Annotated in this window: 19 protein-coding genes; 13 read left to right on the forward strand and 6 right to left on the reverse strand. The window is 46.2% G+C overall.

All coding sequences use genetic code 11. From position 1 onward, the window contains the following. Positions 1–40 precede the first annotated feature (40 nt). From C2755_RS03040 to C2755_RS03065, 6 genes are all read left to right on the forward strand, one after another. A complete protein-coding gene (locus C2755_RS03040) occupies positions 41–703 on the forward strand; it encodes a hypothetical protein (RefSeq protein WP_251368524.1) in 663 nt (220 codons plus the stop codon). A 28-nt stretch (positions 704–731) separates the two neighbouring features. Further along, on the forward strand, positions 732–1,385 hold the full coding sequence (queE, locus tag C2755_RS03045) for a 7-carboxy-7-deazaguanine synthase (RefSeq protein ID WP_215321718.1): 654 nt from the start codon (positions 732–734) through the stop codon (positions 1,383–1,385). Positions 1,386–1,420: 35 nt separating this feature from the next. Further along, complete coding sequence (gene queD, locus C2755_RS03050) at positions 1,421–1,885, forward strand: 6-carboxytetrahydropterin synthase QueD (protein WP_072583007.1); 465 nt, start codon at positions 1,421–1,423, stop codon at positions 1,883–1,885. Next, positions 1,886–2,344 (forward strand): tRNA adenosine(34) deaminase TadA, encoded by a 459-nt coding sequence (gene tadA / locus C2755_RS03055; RefSeq protein ID WP_215321719.1) that lies wholly within the window; start codon positions 1,886–1,888, stop codon positions 2,342–2,344. It begins immediately after the preceding gene. Continuing rightward, positions 2,341–3,285 carry an LD-carboxypeptidase gene (locus tag C2755_RS03060; protein WP_215321720.1) on the forward strand — a complete coding sequence of 315 codons (945 nt, stop codon included), beginning with the start codon at positions 2,341–2,343 and terminating at the stop codon, positions 3,283–3,285. The genes tadA and C2755_RS03060 overlap by 4 nt, the downstream gene beginning before the upstream one ends. 80 nt (positions 3,286–3,365) lie before the next feature. Further along, complete coding sequence (locus tag C2755_RS03065; RefSeq protein ID WP_215321721.1) at positions 3,366–3,932, forward strand: heme-binding protein; 567 nt, start codon at positions 3,366–3,368, stop codon at positions 3,930–3,932. Here the strand turns inward: C2755_RS03065 and C2755_RS03070 are convergent. From C2755_RS03070 to C2755_RS03090, 5 genes are read right to left on the reverse strand one after another with little or no spacing between them, the layout of a single operon-like run. Then, positions 3,929–4,816: a 23S rRNA (adenine(2030)-N(6))-methyltransferase RlmJ gene (locus C2755_RS03070; protein ID WP_215321722.1), complete on the reverse strand. Its 888-nt coding sequence runs from the start codon at positions 4,814–4,816 to the stop codon at positions 3,929–3,931. The two genes, C2755_RS03065 and C2755_RS03070, sit on opposite strands and share 4 nt — an antisense overlap. 6 nt (positions 4,817–4,822) lie before the next feature. Further along, positions 4,823–5,614, reverse strand: coding sequence for a phosphatase PAP2 family protein (locus tag C2755_RS03075; protein ID WP_215321723.1), 792 nt, complete (start codon positions 5,612–5,614; stop codon positions 4,823–4,825). A 5-nt stretch (positions 5,615–5,619) separates the two neighbouring features. Then, the gene (locus C2755_RS03080; protein ID WP_215321724.1) at positions 5,620–6,879 is read right to left on the reverse strand and encodes a glycosyltransferase family 9 protein; all 1,260 of its coding nucleotides are present in this window, start codon (positions 6,877–6,879) and stop codon (positions 5,620–5,622) included. Between the two features lie 17 nt (positions 6,880–6,896). Next, positions 6,897–7,940: a lysylphosphatidylglycerol synthase transmembrane domain-containing protein gene (locus tag C2755_RS03085; RefSeq protein WP_215321725.1), complete on the reverse strand. Its 1,044-nt coding sequence runs from the start codon at positions 7,938–7,940 to the stop codon at positions 6,897–6,899. Between the two features lie 49 nt (positions 7,941–7,989). Next, positions 7,990–9,486 (reverse strand): glycosyltransferase family 39 protein, encoded by a 1,497-nt coding sequence (locus C2755_RS03090; RefSeq protein ID WP_215321726.1) that lies wholly within the window; start codon positions 9,484–9,486, stop codon positions 7,990–7,992. A 47-nt stretch (positions 9,487–9,533) separates the two neighbouring features. On the opposite strand from C2755_RS03090, the gene C2755_RS03095 reads away from it, so the two are divergent. Further along, positions 9,534–10,331, forward strand: coding sequence for a DUF3047 domain-containing protein (locus tag C2755_RS03095; protein WP_215321727.1), 798 nt, complete (start codon positions 9,534–9,536; stop codon positions 10,329–10,331). A 50-nt stretch (positions 10,332–10,381) separates the two neighbouring features. On the opposite strand, the gene C2755_RS03100 is transcribed toward C2755_RS03095, so the two are convergent. Then, positions 10,382–12,649: a cation-translocating P-type ATPase gene (locus C2755_RS03100; protein WP_215321728.1), complete on the reverse strand. Its 2,268-nt coding sequence runs from the start codon at positions 12,647–12,649 to the stop codon at positions 10,382–10,384. A 51-nt stretch (positions 12,650–12,700) separates the two neighbouring features. Between C2755_RS03100 and C2755_RS03105 the strand changes: the two genes are divergently transcribed. The 6 genes from C2755_RS03105 to C2755_RS03130 all read left to right on the forward strand — a co-directional run bounded on the left by C2755_RS03105 (position 12,701) and on the right by C2755_RS03130 (position 16,964). Next, positions 12,701–12,895, forward strand: a complete 195-nt coding sequence (locus C2755_RS03105; protein ID WP_072582998.1) for a heavy-metal-associated domain-containing protein — start codon at positions 12,701–12,703, stop codon at positions 12,893–12,895. A gap of 66 nt (positions 12,896–12,961) precedes the next feature. Further along, positions 12,962–13,609 carry a DUF47 domain-containing protein gene (locus C2755_RS03110; protein WP_072582997.1) on the forward strand — a complete coding sequence of 216 codons (648 nt, stop codon included), beginning with the start codon at positions 12,962–12,964 and terminating at the stop codon, positions 13,607–13,609. Positions 13,610–13,689: 80 nt separating this feature from the next. Next, positions 13,690–14,631: an anion permease gene (locus C2755_RS03115; RefSeq protein ID WP_370623997.1), complete on the forward strand. Its 942-nt coding sequence runs from the start codon at positions 13,690–13,692 to the stop codon at positions 14,629–14,631. A 130-nt stretch (positions 14,632–14,761) separates the two neighbouring features. Next, the gene (gene apbC / locus C2755_RS03120) at positions 14,762–15,850 is read left to right on the forward strand and encodes an iron-sulfur cluster carrier protein ApbC (RefSeq protein ID WP_072582995.1); all 1,089 of its coding nucleotides are present in this window, start codon (positions 14,762–14,764) and stop codon (positions 15,848–15,850) included. A gap of 32 nt (positions 15,851–15,882) precedes the next feature. Continuing rightward, positions 15,883–16,398: a DUF3305 domain-containing protein gene (locus C2755_RS03125; protein ID WP_237767748.1), complete on the forward strand. Its 516-nt coding sequence runs from the start codon at positions 15,883–15,885 to the stop codon at positions 16,396–16,398. Continuing rightward, positions 16,398–16,964, forward strand: a complete 567-nt coding sequence (locus C2755_RS03130; RefSeq protein WP_072582993.1) for a DUF3306 domain-containing protein — start codon at positions 16,398–16,400, stop codon at positions 16,962–16,964. The genes C2755_RS03125 and C2755_RS03130 overlap by 1 nt, the downstream gene beginning before the upstream one ends. Positions 16,965–16,966 lie beyond the last annotated feature (2 nt).

A 16,966-nucleotide genomic window follows, 5' to 3' on the forward strand; every position in this document is an offset into this window, starting at 1 on the left:
ATATTTACAAAAACTATTCCTTTTTACGCTGCAATTTTTTTTGGCAGCATGTATTTCATCTCAACCATACCCCAAGGGAATTGTTGAGGCTCAACCTCAGCCTACGCCAACTGTTCGTCCTCCCAAAGTTGGTCAAGAGTGGGTCTACCAAGTCCGTAATGTATTTAATCAAGAGGTGATCGATGTTATTACTGAAAAAGTTGTTTCAGTAGGAGATCAAATTCGAATTTCTAGGTCTGGCATAAAGGCTGGGCCCCTACCAGATGAAATTCAATCACCCTGGGGGTATGTCATTCAGGACCCTCATTGGTCTCCACCCCAAAAGTTTGCTCCAGCAGTTCCATTGTGGCCAGTGCAGTTAAATGCTAAGTCGAGTGGTTACTATCAATCAAGGTATCAAGTACTGGGTTATCCGGATGGCAACTATTTCTGGGGTCTGAGTATGGATGCTTCGCAATGGGAGCGATTATCTGTGACGGCTGGTCAATTTTTGACTCTGAAATATCACAATGAAATTCCTTATTTCCAAAGCCAGGATGTTTTTAGGGTATCTAACTACAGAGAAGAAGACCTCTGGTTTTCTCCAGAAATTGGGCGCTGGGTCATACGCAGATCATTTGGGCGCTATTTGCTTGGGGGCATGAGGTGGAATGGCGCTCTATGGGAGGATTATCTGGAATGGGAGTTAATTTCCTGGAAATAGGCATTGCGCTTAAAATAGGTGCACTGCTATGTATACCGTTAAAGAACTATTTCCCACACTTCAAGGCGAAGGCACCCACACTGGTAGAGCTGCCATATTTTGTCGCTTTGCTGGATGCAATCTTTGGAGTGGACGTGAAGAAGATCGCGCCACTGCTATTTGTCAATTTTGCGATACCGATTTTGTAGGTAGCGATGGTGCTGGCGGCGGTAAGTTTGAAACTGCTGCCTCACTTGCTGATGCAATCGAGGCTTCATGGCGTAGCACTTCGGCTGGTCCGCAGCAGCGTTATGTGGTTTTCACAGGTGGAGAGCCGCTCTTGCAATTAGACGAGGAGTTGATTGCAGCACTTCATCAAAAAGGTTTCGAAGTGGCGATTGAAACGAACGGCACCATTAAAGTTCCTAAAGGAGTTGATTGGGTTTGTGTAAGTCCTAAAGCTGGTTCTGATCTGATTGTTCTTCAAGCGGATGAGTTAAAGCTAGTGATCCCGCAAAATGACCATAAGGCATTAGAAAAACTCATGGCCCGCTTTGAGGGTATGGATTATCGCAATCGTTTCTTGCAGCCCATGGATGGGCATAACCTCAAAAGTAATACTGAGTTAGCAGTAAGCTTATGTCAAAGGCGTCCCTTGTGGAGGTTGAGTCTGCAGTCTCATAAGCTGATTGGGATTCGATAGTTGACTAAGCTCAAATAGGATTAATTAAGCACCGAATGACAAATAAACAACCTGCCATCTCCATTACGCGCCGCCTTGAGTTTGACTCCGGGCATCGTATTCCCAATCATGATGGTCAATGTCGACATCTGCATGGACATCGCTATGCAATAGAAGTCACGCTGACTGGTGAAGTGGCTGATCATCCTGGCAAAGCAGATGATGGCATGGTGCTCGACTTTGGCGATATCAAACGCTTAACAAACCAATACGTAGTAGATCTTTGGGATCATGCATTTTTGGTGGCTAAAGAGGATGAAGGGCTGGTTGCATTCTTGTCAACCTTACCTGATCACAAGACGGTCATCATGGAGCATGTCCCAACTGTTGAGAACTTAGCTAACGCGGCCTTTGTAATATTGAAACCCGTTTTCAGTAAAGCTTTTAGTGGCCGCTTAGAGCTCTCTTCTATTCGTCTTTATGAGACGCCCAATTGCTGGGCTGACGTGCATGTTGTGTAAATGACGCAAACAGAGCTTGACCAGCAATATATGCGTATGGCAATTGAGCAAGCTCAGTTGGCAGCGCAATCAGGTGAGGTTCCTGTAGGCGCAGTGCTAGTTCGGGATGGCCAAGTCATATCGAGGGCATTTAACAAGCCGATTGCAAACCATGATCCTAGTGCTCATGCTGAAATGCTGGCCTTGCGAGAAGCAGCGCTAGCCGAAGAGAATTACCGTATCCCAGGTAGCACCATATATGTCACTCTTGAGCCTTGTGCAATGTGCTCCGGTGCTATGCTCCATGCTAGGATTGATCGAGTGGTTTATGGGGCACCAGATCCCAAAACAGGCGCTGCTGGTAGCGTGCTAGATATATTTTCTTCAAAACAGATTAATCACCAGACCAGTGTTGAAGGTGGCATCATGAGTGAAGAGTGCGGTCAATTGCTGCGTGATTTTTTTAAGGGGCGACGTTGAAATCTATTCACCTCATTGCTCCCTCTGGGGCAAGCTTAGATAGTAAAAGCCCATTGGCTGGTATTGACTGGTTTGGACATCAAGGTATTACTATCTATAACGTAGATTGCGTACATCGTGGCCATGAACGCTTCGCTGGCAATGATGATGAGCGTCTTACTGAGTTAAATGCCATATCCAAATTAGAACCTCAGACTGTAGTGATGTCTATGCGCGGCGGCTACGGTCTCCATCGCTTGCTACCCGGTATTGAGTGGCAAGCAATTGCAAAGGCTATTCAAAACGGCTTGCAAGTATGTGGTCATAGTGATTTCACTGTCTTTCAGTTGGGATTGCTGGCAAAAACTGGCGCCATTTCTTTGGCTGGTCCGATGCTGAACTATGACTTTGGAAGGTTAGGTGATGATGGTTCACCGGTAGTGCCGGATGAGTTTATGTGGAAGCATTTCCAGGCCGCAGTGCTAGACCGAAAGCTGGATTGCCAAGTATCGACCCCTCAGTCTTTCTTAGGTAAAAAAGATGCACGCCCGATCGCGGGTTTATTGTGGGGCGGTAATTTAACGGTTCTGGCGGGTTTAGTTGGCACTCCATACCTTCCAAGCACTAAGCAAACGCAAGGCGGGATTTTATTTTTGGAGGATGTGAATGAGCATCCATATCGAATTGAAAGAATGTTGATGCAACTTTTAGATGCAGGCATTCTTTCAAATCAAGCAGCCATATTGTTGGGTGGATTTTCTGCCTATCGTCTTTATGACAACGATAAGGGGTATTCGTTCGAGCGCGCTATTGAGGCGATTCGCAAACGTCTGCCTGAAGCAATTCCAATCTTGACTGGGCTGCCATTCGGGCATCAGGCCAATAAATTAACCTTGCCTATTGGTGCCCAAGCTGATTTAAATTGCAATTTATATGGATTTGAACTTAAAGCGCAGTGGTAATGTTTACCGAGGCCCATGCGGGAAACTCTTTGTTTAAAAGTCTTTTATTTTTCATTGCGCTCACCCTTACAGGAGCAGTCATGGCAACCGAAGAGCCAAAATATGCTGTTCTCGAAAAAGAATCACCTTTTGAAATCCGCTCTTATGCACCAATGATTGTTGCTGAGGTGCAGGTTGAAGGTGATTTGGATGAGGCCTCGAGTCAAGGATTTCGCTTGATTGCCGCTTATATTTTTGGTCAGAACCAAGTGAGCGAAAAAATTGCAATGACTGCGCCAGTGACGGTCGAAGATCAATCCGTTAAGAGCGCAAAGATTGCAATGACTGCACCGGTGGGTATTGAGTCTAAATCCGGAAAATGGACAGTGTCGTTCGTGATGCCTGCTGAATATACGATGGAATCGATACCCAAGCCCACAAACCCGCAAGTGCAATTACGTCAAATTCCCGCGTTGAAAAAGGCAGTCATTAGTTTTAGTGGTTTTTATAATAGCCAGAAAGTGGCTGAGAAAACGCTAGAACTAGAGCAGTGGATGAAGTCTCGTAATTTGCAAAGTACCGGCACTCCTAATTTCGCACGTTATAACCCGCCTTGGACCTTACCCTTCATGCGTCGCAATGAAGTCATGATCACTTTACGTGACTAATTCTTAGCTTCGAAGCTCTTCAATAAAAATTGGCCACCGCCATTGACGCCTAAAGCCTTTGTTAACGTAGGTAGTGCCTGCGCTAAATGTTTTTCTAGAGTCCAAGGTGGATTGAGAATAAACATCCCACTGGCTTGCAAACGGCGTTCGCCAGGCGCATTTTCAATTCGTAATTCTGTATGTAACCATGAGCGTTTATGTGCGGTAGCAATTTTTTTCAGACGGTCAGGTAGGGCTGCCGATTCTCTTCTGGAGAGTACTGGATACCAAATCGCATAGCAGCCCGTGGCAAAGCGTTGCAGCGCCTCTTCCATGGCAAGCTCAAGATAGCGATAGTCTTGCTTGTCTTCGTAAGAAGGGTCGATTAATACGAGGCCGCGACGACTGGGAGGGGGCAGTAGTCCTTTGAGTCTAGCAAAGCTATCCTCGGCATAAATATCAATCTGTTTAGATTGCTTTAGTTCGCCAATATTGTGACGCAAAATATCGATCTCTTTAGGGTGTAACTCAAAGAGCTTGAGTCGATCTTGTGGACGTAGCAGGCGCGCCAGAATAAAGGGGGAGCCAGGATAGGTACTCAGTTGCCCTTCAATATTTTCGGCATCAATACACTTCAGATACTCATGAATACTCTCAGGGACTGGGGTGTTTGCGCGATGGCAAGCTTCCACATATTGCTTGAGGCGAAAGATTCCGCCGTCAGCCTCTTTGCTTACTGTAGAAAAGCCATCTTGCAAGCTGTAGATGCCCGCACCTGCATGGGTATCAACAAAGGTAATGGCAACAGGCTTCTCTTGAAGGTATTGAACCAAGTGAATTAAGGTCAGGTGCTTTAGGATATCCGCGTGACTTCCCGCATGAAATGCATGTCGATAGCTAAACATCTTGAATTATTCTGCCTTGGGAGGCGCTTGAGTAAATTGCGCCTTCACATAAAAGAGAAGTGTAGAAGCTAGAATTACGATTGAGACATATTGCAATGGCAGATTTAACTCTAGATCCATGATTTGGGTGAGGTGGGCATAAATTGCCACTACGCCTCCAAGAGCAATCAGATGCGACCAGATTTTTCTTGGTCCCAGTTGATTTTCCGGAAATCGATTAGCCGCTAAGGCCCCGAGCATTCCACACCAAATACCAACACCTGCGCCACCTAAAACGTCAGTAAGCCAATGAGCCCCTACAGCGCTGCGTGATAGACCCACTAAAGTGGCAAGCAAAAATAGCGGCAATAATAGGGTGCGCCTTTCTTTAGCTGCGGAAAAGTACAGGGCGCTTGCAATAGCAAATGCGGTCAGAGTATGTCCAGACGGAAAGGCTTTGTAAAGTAGCGCTTCACCAATACGATGAAAGCTGCCATCAGTCAAGACGCCTGCAGGTCGGGGTAAATTAAACAAACCCTTTAAGGCTGTACTTGCTAATGCAGCTAGTCCGCCAGCAAAAATTCCAGCAGTCAGCATCCTCGGCGCAAGCAACAGTAATGGAAAGGTAAGCGCAAACACTCCCCAACCATTACCTAAAAAAGTAAGCCAAGCCCAAAAGGTGTCTGGCAGTAATTGTGTAAAGCGGTTAATGAATAAAAAAGTACTGCTTTGAAACTCGCCAAAGAAGATTGCGCAAGCAAGCGCAAGAGGGGCTAATGGAATGAACCACGCAAACGTGGGGATTGCTTTTTTGCTCATCTAGCTTAGCGAGCCTTTGCCTTATCAGCGTCTTGCAATTGCTTAATCACTTTATCCAGCACTTGTGGAACGGTTATGGCTTGCATGCACACGTTGTCCTGACAGGGGGTTTTGCGGTGATTGGCAGCACTTACGCAGGGCGAGCAAGCTAGGTTGGCGGTGATCGAGATGGAGTTACCAACTGATCCATAAAGGGCTGGAGTCTCAGGCCCAAAGAGAACAACAGTTCTCAATGGCGTCACGGCTGAAAAGTGACCGGGACCAGAGTCGTTCGTAACCATAACATCTGATAGCGTGTACAACGGTGGCAGCTCAGCAAAGCCGACCTGTCCAGCAAAATTCAATGCATTTTTAACATTGGCAATAGCGCGAACTTTTTCTACGTAAACAAACTCAGCAGGTGAGCCAGTAATTAAGATGAGGTCGTTGGGATATTGCTGATGGATTGCTTGAATCAAATCAGAAAAACGCTGTTGTGCCCAACGACGTTGTGGAAGTAGATCACTTGCATTCGGATTAATGAGGATAAGGCGATCCTTCCCCGGGGTGTAATTGATGCGGGCCTCTTTAGCCATTTTTTCAATACGCTCGCGCACCTTTTCGAGCGCGCTTGGGTCGATGATGGCTTGCTCTAAGCGTACTTCAGAGTCCAGAATCTCAATCTTGCTGAATGGAACCTCTATTTTTTGTGCAAATGCTGCATGAATTAAGGATAGGAAATTTTTGGTAATGTGAATATGTGGGTTGTAATGCACCTTGCGAGTGAGCATGAAGCCGCGCCACAATCCTTCACCATGAAAAATGTGATAACCGACGCGACGACGAGCGCCACACATGCCAGTCAGTAGGGCGGTAAATCGAGAGAACAACTCTAGGTCAATAACGGTATCAATGCGGTGCTTGCGAGCAAGTATCAGAAAGCGCAGCGTATCTTTAATTAAGCCACCTAAGCTAGATGAGTCAATTGTGAAGATGTTTTCCGGTTTAACAGTGTTCAGCAAAGTCAGGCTGGCGCGATTGCTTTTGAAGATCAAGAAAAACAATTCCGCTCCACGAGCTTTCGCATTACGCATTGCGGGATCTACCAGAATGGCGCTTCCCATTTCCGAGAGTTCAATAAAGAGTAATTTTTTTGGAGTCTCTGGGCCGTGATTGAATATATTCTTTATGCGATCGATCAAAGCGATAAATGGGCTAACGATTGCACAAAGAGGTACACCGATCCAATGATCAATCGCGCGCATAGTGTTGACACTAATAGTCATATTTTGGCTCTAAAAAATTATTTTCGTTTTAATAAGAAATAGGCGCCTGGTAGCACCGATAAAACAGTAATTGCTCCGTAGCTAATAGAGGCTAATACTGTTAATGAGGGATTCATACCCCATAAGGCCAGAACCGATGAAAGGGTGGCTTCACGCAAGCCCCATCCCGAAATGCTAATTGGCAACATGAGCAACAGGCTGAGCGCAGGTAAGCCAATCATTAAACCTTCGATAGGTGCATCCACACCGTAAGCCTTAAGACAAAAGAGTAGCGTCAAAATAGTGAGGAAATGAATGCCAATTGCCAGGCATGCTTGTGCAATATTATTGGGCCATGCAAATGCTAACTGGATGCCAGGCATGGCGTTGTTCATATTGAAACGCTCTAAGAGTTTTTGCAGGAGTTCCTTGCTAGGCCCCCAGGCGAGTATCAGGGCAATCGCTACACCAGCTAGCAGCATGACTGCCATTACTGCGTAGCCCAAATCTTGACCCCAGGCTGCGAGTGTAGCGCCGCCCAATATCAAACCAATTCCGCCTAGTAAATTATTGCCCGCCAAGCCAAGAAGACGGTCGACAAGCACCATCGAAAAACTTAAACGCAATTTAGGGGTGGCGTGCTCAAGGTCTACTGAGTGATGAAGTTCATCGTCTAATTTTTTGGTTTCGGAGAGATTGCCGGTGCTAGTCAAATGCGTTGCAGTAATGGCGCGATAACTGTCGCCACCCAAGGTACTAGGCAGACCTTGGTTAATGAGACCGCCTGCAAAGTAGAGGCCAATGTAAGAGCGAATACGGCGGGGAAATCCCACCCTTTGCATAAACAAGCCCCAGCGATATCCGCCACAAATAAATGCCAATATCATGCTTGCTAGAGCCGCCAAGAACCATAGGGGCTGCATCTGAATATGGGTATCAAATAGTAAGCGCCAATCAATTCCACTCGTTGCTTTCCAAAGCAAAGCAACGGAGAGTAGCACGCGAATAGTAGGCCAAGCCTTCTTGAGAATGGATTTCCACCCCGATTGGGATTTAGGGGCGGGTTGGGCTTGTGAACTCATAAGCGTAAGGATAATGCCTCGGGCGCCTAAGGTCTTGAATTTGGGGGAATTACTCCGCTTGGGCAGGGCCTTGCCAATGACTGCAAAGGCTAAAGTCAAATTTAGATAGAACTCGGCCAAATCGTACGATTTCTAGGCTATCCAAGGGCTCGCAGGTTTGAAATGCAGATTTATTGCCTATAGGCAGAGGGTATGACATTCCAGACCAGTTAATCAGGAGTACATTTGCCCCCTTTGGCACATCCCCAAACCAGAGATCAAACTGATCCCGTCTCTGGTCTAAAACATAAACTGGTATAGGTGAAGCATACCAAGCAGCTCGACTTCCTAAGGTCCAGTTTTGAACAGCAATGCCATCGGCTTTAGTGGCCTTAGCAAGGCCTGCTGCCTTTTGACCCGCCACTTTCCAGCCATACAAATCCGCAATTGGATTGGACTTGACTGAGGCCGAACTAATACCGCCTGACAATACGTATCCAAAGCCGATGCAACATAAAGCAATTTGAACAAAAAATAAAATACGAATCCAGTAACGATGTTGTGTAGCCCAAGCTTTTGCTAAGCCAATTCCGGCAAATGGTGCGAGACAGAACCAAGCAGGCGAAGTCCAGTGAGGAAGTCCACCTCCGCCAGAGAGGCTGACAAAAATTGCAAATGGAATCAAAAAGAATCCGAAGAGCGCAAGCAATGACAGTTTTGTAGCGTGCATGCAGTCTTTTAAAAACACAACAGATCCCAAGATGAAAAGAGGACCAAAGACTAGTATTTGAATGCCGATATAAGCGCCTAGCCTGCGCCAGAGCCATTCTCCACCGCCACCATGGGCAAGTTGATATTTGAATGAAATCCAATCGTTAGCCCAATTCCAATACACGACGGGGGTGATCAGGAGTAGAGCGCTTAGTGTGGCAATCCAAAAACCTACTTTGGTGATCCATGGTTTTCTTGGCGTACTCAAAAATACCAACAGCAACGCAAGCGCAGTAAAAGCGGCCGTGTATTTACTTAAGCCAGCTAGGCCTAACAAAACGCCAGTAATAATCCAATCGCCAATGCTAAATTGGTCTTTACTTAACCACCGTAAAGCCATCCACATCAGACCAAGACTTAATGGCGCAAGTAAAGTATCCGGTAGTAAACCGATCGCCAGAATGTGCAACATGGGTGCAGCGATAACTGTCAAGACTGCCATTAGTCCACATAAGTTTGTTGATGGCAGTGCACTGGTGAGATAGCCAGCGTTGCGCCCACGAATAAAGTGATGCACCTCAACCGTAACTTCATAAACTAAGTAACAAGAGAGAATCCACAACAACTCTGGAATGAGACGAATAATGCCTTCTGAAGAGGTGAGCGTCACTAAGGGCCACTGAATCCAACCCACCAACGGTGGGTGATCAAAATAACTCCAGGCTAAATGTTGGGCATATAGCGCATAGTGGGCCTCATCAACTGAAAACTCTATTGAAAAGCCCAGAGCCAGGTGCACTACCGCGGCAATAAGGACGCAGATTGCAGCCCAGCTGGAAGGTGATTGTTGGCGCATTCGATAATTTTAGTCTCACAAAGACCATTCTTTGGGACAATTAAGACATGCTCAAGCAAGTCCTTTCACTTTTAATCCTTGGTGCAGTCGTATTTTTGACTGGCTGTGCTGGGCTGGGCGGAGAATCTGTGCAAAACGAGGCAGGACAGGCATTTAATGTGGATCAATTGCCGGCGCAAGAAGAGCTACCCAAATTCTCTGCTGAAACTGCGCGTGCTGGCATGCCCAATGGTTGGAACTTTTACCGCATAGCACCCTTTAAAAAGAATACGGTATATCGCCTGGAAAACTATCAAGGCAGAACAGTCTTGAGCGCAAATTCCAAAACATCTGCCTCCGGATTGGCTGTGAAGTTACGCCCTCGTCAGGTCAATAATTTGTGGCTGCAGTGGGAATGGAAGGCAATCAGTTCAATCGTCAATGCTGATAATACTGATGCTTACGCAGATGATGCTCCGCTGCGTATCTTGGTTGCATTTGATGGCAATAAGTCAAAGTTACCTTTAAAAGAAAAAATGACTTTTGAAATGGCCAATCTGATTAGTGGCCAAGAAATGCCGTATGCCACATTGATGTATATCTGGTCTGGAAAATCCCCTGTGGATACCATCATTCCAAATGCGCATACCTCTCGCATCAAAATGATTGTGGTGGATTCTGGTTGGGATAATTTGGATCAGTGGCACAAGCATCAACGTGATTTAGCGGCTGACTATAAGCGTGCTTACGGTGAAAGTCCCGGCCAAATCATCGGTATCGCCTTATTGACTGATACAGACAATACCAAATCAGAAACGCGTGCTTATTACGGTGATATTGAACTTATTCGCAAGACTCAAAAATAAATAACATTCAAGTTGGCAACAACATGCAAGTAAGCGATATTTCTTATTTGTTAATGCGTAGGGCGCCAACGCTTGAGTAGAAGTGCGTTGCTAAGAACGCAAAAGCTCGATAAGGCCATGGCGCTACCAGCTAACATCGGTGAAAGATATCCTAGTGCGGCCAAGGGAATGCCGGTAGCATTAAAGATAAAAGCCCAGAATAAATTTTGCTGAATCTTTTTCCAAGTCCGCTTGGAGATATCAATAGCATTTGCTACCAGAGTGGGGTCGCCTCGCATCAAGGTTATGCCGGCAGCTTGCATGGCCACATCAGTGCCAGTAGACATTGCCATACCCACATCTGCAGTTGCCAAAGCGGGGGCATCATTTACACCATCCCCTACCATTGCAACAAATTGACGCTCACCATCTTTTGATTGGAGTTGGCGAATGATTTCCGCTTTATTACTTGGCATAATTTGTGCAAACACTTCTTGAATGCCAATCGTGTTGGCAACACGATTGGCAGCGGCAATATTGTCACCAGAGATCATTACCGCTCGAATATGTAGATGATGTAGTGAAGCAACCGCTTGTTCAGCGTTATCTTTTAACTCATCACCAAATGCGATGATTGCAATGGGTGATGAAAGATTTTCATGACTCATTAATACTGAAACAGTTTGACCGGCATCAAAACAGGCTTGCGCCTTTGCAAGTATTGCGGAGTAATGGGGATTGTCTTCTAACGATGCAATGCTTTGTAGGTTCAGACTAAGGCCCAGAAAAACGCCAGTGCTTGGCCTACCGCTAATACCAATGCCGGGCAGGGCTTTGCTGTCTGTTGGCGTGATGGGATTTAAGCCCCTTTGTTTAGCAGCATCTAACAGTGCTTTTGCAAGGGGGTGCTCACTACCAAGCTGTAAACCTGCTGCACTCGCGAGAATGTCATCAACCGCATATGAATCACCAAAAGGAATAATTTCTAGTAGTCTTGGTTTGCCAATGGTGAGGGTGCCAGTCTTATCGAAGGCCACTACATTTAAGCGATGTGCCAACTCTAATACCTGCGGATCTTTAATGAGGATTCCAAAGCGTGCTGCAACGCCAGTGCCTGCCATGATGGCTGCAGGTGTTGCAAGACCCAATGCACATGGACATGCAATAACGAGAACTGAAACTGCGCGCAGTATGGCGACAGATGCAGAGTCTAAATAAAACCAGTTCGCTAATCCAGTAATAAATGCAATCCCAATCACGCTTGGTACAAAAATTGCACTTACTTTATCGACTAATTTTTGTATCGGTGCTTTTTGGGTTTGCGCATCTTCCACCAAAGAAATAATTTTTGAGAGAACGCTCTCAACGCCTACCGCCTGGGCCTCAATCACCAACAGGCCCTCCCCATTAAGAGAGCCGCCGATAACTTTTTCACCAAGATGCTTTTTGACGGGGTCGCTTTCTCCCGTGAGGAGGGATTCATCAATATGGCTATTGCCAAGCAAGATGATTCCATCTACCGGAATACGTTCACCGGGCAACACTAAAACTCGGTCTTTTGGAAAGACTTGATCTAAAGGAAGATCGCGAAATTGGTCTAATGCAGAGTTCTCGTTGATAACAATATTACGATCGATGACTTTGGCATGCTCCGGCCATAGCTTTTGTAATGCGCGTATTGCTTCACTAGTTTGCTGCTTGGCTCTGGCCTCCAACCATTTACCAAGCATGACCATGCAGATAATGACAGCTGAACCTTCAAAATAGAGCTCGTGACTGGCATGGGGCGATGCAATCATTTGATACACGCTTAATCCATAGGCTGCACTCGTGCCGAGTGCGACTAATAAATCCATATTGCCAACACCCGACATCAGAGATTTGAAGCCCGCTTTATAAAAACGCCAACCTAAAAAGAATTGCACTGGAGTTGCAAGTAATAGTTGCCATGTCGATGAAAGTGACCAGTGAATGCCAAAAGGCATGAGGAGCATTGGTAAAAAGAGTGGGGCTGAAAGACAAAAACCTAGAATGACGCGACCCAGACCATCGGCCCCCCAGAACAATTTAGAAGGGGCTAACTCAGGAATTGCGTGAGGGGCGCTGATTTTGGCTTCATAGCCTGTTTTTTGTACCAGAGCGATGACTTCATCGATTTTGACTCCAGAATCGGCGTTTACGCGAATTTTGGCTTGTTCGGTTGCTAAATTCACACTGGCCGCTTCCACGCCGGGAATCTTGTCTAAGGCCTTTTCAACCCTACCAACACAGGACGCACAGGTCATCCCGCCGATATCTAGAGTAAATAGCTCTGAATGAGTGTCTTTTTGGGGAACCATATAGAAGATAATCTACTCCATACAAGCCATATTCAAATCAAAAAGGCCTATATGTTGAGTTTAAAAGTATCCGGAATGACCTGTGGGGGCTGCATTAATGCCGTCACTCGGGCAGTGCAGGCTCAGGACCCTCAGGCTAAAGTTCAGGCGGATTTGGCAGGTCAGACCGTCACTCTTGAAACTACTCTATCTGCTGCGCAGGCGAGTCAGCTCATCACAGATGCCGGCTTTCCAGTCATTCAATAGTAATTGTTTAGAATGTCGGCAAACATAACAAAACCCGTAGTTTTTGTTCCTAAAGGATCGTGATTTATGTTCTTCAGTAAGTTAATGCCTCACGATGGTAATTTCTTCGAGCTATTTAATGAGCACGCTAGCAATATCGTTTCCGCCTCCGAATCTTTTTTGAAGTTCGTTGAGTATTACAGTGATGAAACCTTGCGCGCTAAGTACACCCAAGAGGTAGATAAAGCTGAGCATGCTTGTGATGATGTTGTGAAAGAGGTGCATCGTCGTTTGCATAAGACCTTCATCACACCTATAGACCGCGACCAAATTTTTTCACTCATCAATACGATGGATGACGTAGCTGATTTATTGCAAAACGGCACTGAAGCAATGCACTTGTATGACGTGAAGCAAATGACGCCAGAGATGTTGCAAATGGCGGAGCTTTGCAATCAGTGCTGCATCAGCATGAAGAATGCTGTTGCTACATTAAAAGACATTTCTGATCCAGAAGTAGCTAAAGCAGCGTTAAAGACTTGTGATGAAATTGATCACCTGGAGTCTGGGGCTGATCGCCTGCTATCTACCGCGATTACTAGATTATTCCGTGAAGACATCGAAGTGCGTGAGCTAATTAAGTGCCAGCGTATTTATGAGTTACTCGAGGAAGTTACCGATAAATGTGAAGACGTTGCCAACTTGGTTGAAGGCATCGTTCTTGAAAACTCTTAAGGCGAATTAAGTTGCCAGCGACAGAAGTAGCCTTTTGGGTTGTAGCGCTATTAGTAGTGCTAGCTCTTGCATTTGATTTCATGAACGGCTTTCATGATGCTGCTAACTCTATTGCGACGGTGGTTTCTACTGGCGTTTTAAAGCCGCAACAGGCAGTGGTGTTCGCTGCCTTCTTTAACTTTCTTGCAATATTCATTTTCCATTTAAGTGTTGCTGCTACTGTGGGCAAGGGAATTGTGCTTCCTGCCGCGGTGGATCTCCACGTGATCTTTGGCGCATTGGTTGGCGCCATCATCTGGAACTTGGTGACTTGGTTCTATGGCATTCCATCAAGCTCTTCTCATGCTTTGATTGGTGGGTTGCTAGGAGCGGCGCTGCCTAAGGCGGGACTTGCCGGCTTAGTTTGGGCAGGTATTATCAAAACCGTTGCTTTTATCTTCATCTCCCCATTGGTTGGATTTCTTTTAGGCTCCTTGATGATGTTGCTGGTGTCATGGGTTTGCCGAAATGTCACACTCTCTAAAACCGATCGCTGGTTCCGCCGTCTGCAATTGGTTTCTGCTGGCGCATATAGCCTTGGACACGGCGGTAATGACTCACAAAAAACGATTGGCATTATTTGGCTGTTACTCATCATTACTGGCTATACAGATGCCAGCGCAAGTATGCCGCCAATATGGACAATTGTTTGCTGCTATATCGCTATTGCGATGGGCACAATGTTTGGTGGTTGGCGGATTGTTAAAACCATGGGTCAAAAGCTGACAAAACTCAAACCAGTAGGAGGCTTCTGTGCTGAAACTGGTGGCGCCATTACTTTGTTTGCGGCAACAGCCTTGGGTGTTCCTGTTTCGACTACCCACACAATTACTGGGGCTATTGTCGGCGTTGGTTCAACTCAGAGAGCCAGCGCGGTCCGCTGGGGTGTCGCTGGAAACATCGTTTGGGCCTGGATCTTCACCATCCCAGCCACGGCTTTGATGTCGATGGCAGTCTATTACCTGAGTTTGCTGATTTTCTAATGCGATAGACGGAAGGTGCTCAAGGGCGCTTTCAGCAAATATTGGCGGCTACGAGTAAGCTAGCGCTAATTAAGAAAATACTAAAAAACCTAGAAGTCCATTCTAGATTTATCCATATTAGGAGAATGTAGTGTCGGTTACACCAGAGTTGATACAAGCAGCGCTAAAAAACTTAGTTGATCCCAATACGAAAATTGATTTTGTTACGGCAAGGAATATTAAAAATCTCCGCGTAGAGGGCGGCGATATTTCTTTAGATATTGTGCTGGGATATCCCGCTAAAAGCCAGTTCGACTCGATTCGTAAATCGGTAATCAATGCCTTGCGTGAATTATCAGGCGTCAAAAATGTGAGCGTCAATATCTCTAGTCAAATCGTTGCGCATGCAGTGCAGCGTGGAGTGAAGTTATTGCCCGGCGTAAAAAATATTATTGCAGTGGCTAGCGGTAAGGGTGGAGTAGGGAAGTCCACAACAGCCGTGAATCTCGCCCTAGCTCTTGCTGCGGAGGGTGCGCAGGTCGGTATTTTGGATGCGGATATTTATGGCCCAAGTCAGCCAATGATGTTGGGTATTACCGGTAGGCCAGACTCTATTGAAGAAAATACGATTGAGCCAATGGAAGCCTATGGTTTGCAGGCAAGTTCGATCGGTTTCTTGATTGATGACGATGCACCCATGGTGTGGCGTGGACCGATGGTGACTTCAGCCCTTGAGCAGTTGCTTCGCCAAACCCGTTGGCGTGATCTTGACTACCTGATCGTAGATATGCCGCCTGGTACGGGAGATATTCAATTGACTTTGGCGCAAAAGGTTCCCGTTACAGGATCAGTCATTGTTACCACGCCTCAAGATATTGCTTTGCTAGATGCTCGTAAAGGCCTCAAGATGTTTGAGAAGGTGGGTGTACCCATCATTGGCATTATTGAAAATATGAGCACTTACGTTTGCACTCAATGTGGACACGAAGAGCACGTATTCGGTACTGGCGGCGGTGAAAAAATGTGTAAAGAGTACGCTGTAGATTTCTTGGGCTCCTTGCCCTTGAATCTTTCGATTCGTGAGCAGGCTGATGCTGGGCGCCCAACAGTAGTGGCTGATCCAGATGGCGCTATTAGTGCTATCTATAAAGGTATTGCTAGACAGGTAGCCATTCGTGTTGCTACTCTATCTAAAGACATGAGCAGTAAATTTCCGAACATTGTGGTTCAAAACACCTGAGGCTCTGAACATTTATGCGCTTTGCAGTGCTAATGCGTAAACAGAATATTGATAACCCATGGGTCTCGTTCCGCTGGGTGCCTCAGGAAGTATTGCCTGATTTTGGGCAATTTAATAGTCAACAAAGTAAATCCATTGTGGGTCAGTTTCTTGGGCGCGATGCTGATGGTGAATCCTGGCTATTCACAGGCTATGAACTTGATCTCTTTCCGGATGAGGCTGAGGGCTACTATCTCAATGTTTCTGCTACTACGCCCGCATGGTTTGTCATGTGGCGCTTGGAAGAAGATATTGAGCGTTATATCGACGAGCAATCGCTTTCCTTGGCAAAATCTGAAGATTCCTTTGCAGTACCCCATCGCATTTGTGTCAGTTATAACGAAGCCGCTCGCTTACTCGATGGTGGTGAGTCGGTTGATACGATACCGCTGAGTGAGCAGCATGCATCGTGGTTGCAAGAGTATGTCAATGACAACTATCGGCCGGAACCCAAAAAACGCCATAAGCCAGCTTCATTCAAGGGCGCGCAACGCCCTATGGAGGAATAATGGCTGATGGATTTCTGGGACGTTGGTCTAAGCGTAAAGCGGGTAAAGAAGATGTCTCGCCAGAAAAAAAAGTAGAGGTTCCTAAAGAGGCTGATCAGGCTCAACTCGTTGAGGGCGCTCAAGAGGCTGCACCTCCGCCAGCTACCCTAGAGGATGTAGTCAAGATCGATCGTTTCGATCCAGACTTTTCTGCTTTTATGAAGCCGGATGTAGATCCCGCTGTTCAGCAGGCTGCTCTAAAGAAAATGTTTACCGATCCCCATTTCAACATCATGGATGGATTAGATATTTATATTGATGACTACAGTAAGCCGGATCCACTGCCACCTGGAATGCTGGAGAGAATGGTGCAGAGCGATATGCTCAACCTTTTCCGCAAATCGAGCGAAGAGCTTGGTCCAGAATCCCAGCAAAGCGTAAACCTAGCACCTGACCCGCGTCTTGAGGGTCGCACATTGGCAGCCGAACAGCAAACTGATTTAACATCCACACAACAAAAACCTACAGATCAGTTGGAAGAGGTGCCCAATAAGGTATCAATAGAGTCTGAACAGAAAAAAACCTAAGA

This window comes from Polynucleobacter sp. MWH-S4W17 (assembly GCF_018687535.1).
Lineage (GTDB): Bacteria > Pseudomonadota > Gammaproteobacteria > Burkholderiales > Burkholderiaceae > Polynucleobacter.

Bases quoted from the DNA above. Each gene is read 5' to 3' on its own strand.
- C2755_RS03095 (WP_215321727.1), top strand. From the start codon at position 9,534: ATGCTCAAGCAAGTCCTTTCACTTTTAATCCTTGGTGCAGTCGTATTT.
- C2755_RS03065 (WP_215321721.1), top strand. From the start codon at position 3,366: ATGGCAACCGAAGAGCCAAAATATGCTGTTCTCGAAAAAGAATCACCT.
- C2755_RS03080 (WP_215321724.1), bottom strand. From the start codon at position 6,879: ATGACTATTAGTGTCAACACTATGCGCGCGATTGATCATTGGATCGGT.
- C2755_RS03105 (WP_072582998.1), top strand. From the start codon at position 12,701: ATGTTGAGTTTAAAAGTATCCGGAATGACCTGTGGGGGCTGCATTAAT.
- C2755_RS03070 (WP_215321722.1), bottom strand. From the start codon at position 4,816: ATGTTTAGCTATCGACATGCATTTCATGCGGGAAGTCACGCGGATATC.
- queD (WP_072583007.1), top strand. From the start codon at position 1,421: ATGACAAATAAACAACCTGCCATCTCCATTACGCGCCGCCTTGAGTTT.
- tadA (WP_215321719.1), top strand. From the start codon at position 1,886: ATGACGCAAACAGAGCTTGACCAGCAATATATGCGTATGGCAATTGAG.
- C2755_RS03090 (WP_215321726.1), bottom strand. From the start codon at position 9,486: ATGCGCCAACAATCACCTTCCAGCTGGGCTGCAATCTGCGTCCTTATT.
- C2755_RS03115 (WP_370623997.1), top strand. From the start codon at position 13,690: ATGAACGGCTTTCATGATGCTGCTAACTCTATTGCGACGGTGGTTTCT.
- C2755_RS03110 (WP_072582997.1), top strand. From the start codon at position 12,962: ATGTTCTTCAGTAAGTTAATGCCTCACGATGGTAATTTCTTCGAGCTA.
- C2755_RS03085 (WP_215321725.1), bottom strand. From the start codon at position 7,940: ATGAGTTCACAAGCCCAACCCGCCCCTAAATCCCAATCGGGGTGGAAA.
- C2755_RS03075 (WP_215321723.1), bottom strand. From the start codon at position 5,614: ATGAGCAAAAAAGCAATCCCCACGTTTGCGTGGTTCATTCCATTAGCC.
- queE (WP_215321718.1), top strand. From the start codon at position 732: ATGTATACCGTTAAAGAACTATTTCCCACACTTCAAGGCGAAGGCACC.
- C2755_RS03130 (WP_072582993.1), top strand. From the start codon at position 16,398: ATGGCTGATGGATTTCTGGGACGTTGGTCTAAGCGTAAAGCGGGTAAA.
- C2755_RS03100 (WP_215321728.1), bottom strand. From the start codon at position 12,649: ATGGTTCCCCAAAAAGACACTCATTCAGAGCTATTTACTCTAGATATC.
- C2755_RS03125 (WP_237767748.1), top strand. From the start codon at position 15,883: ATGCGTAAACAGAATATTGATAACCCATGGGTCTCGTTCCGCTGGGTG.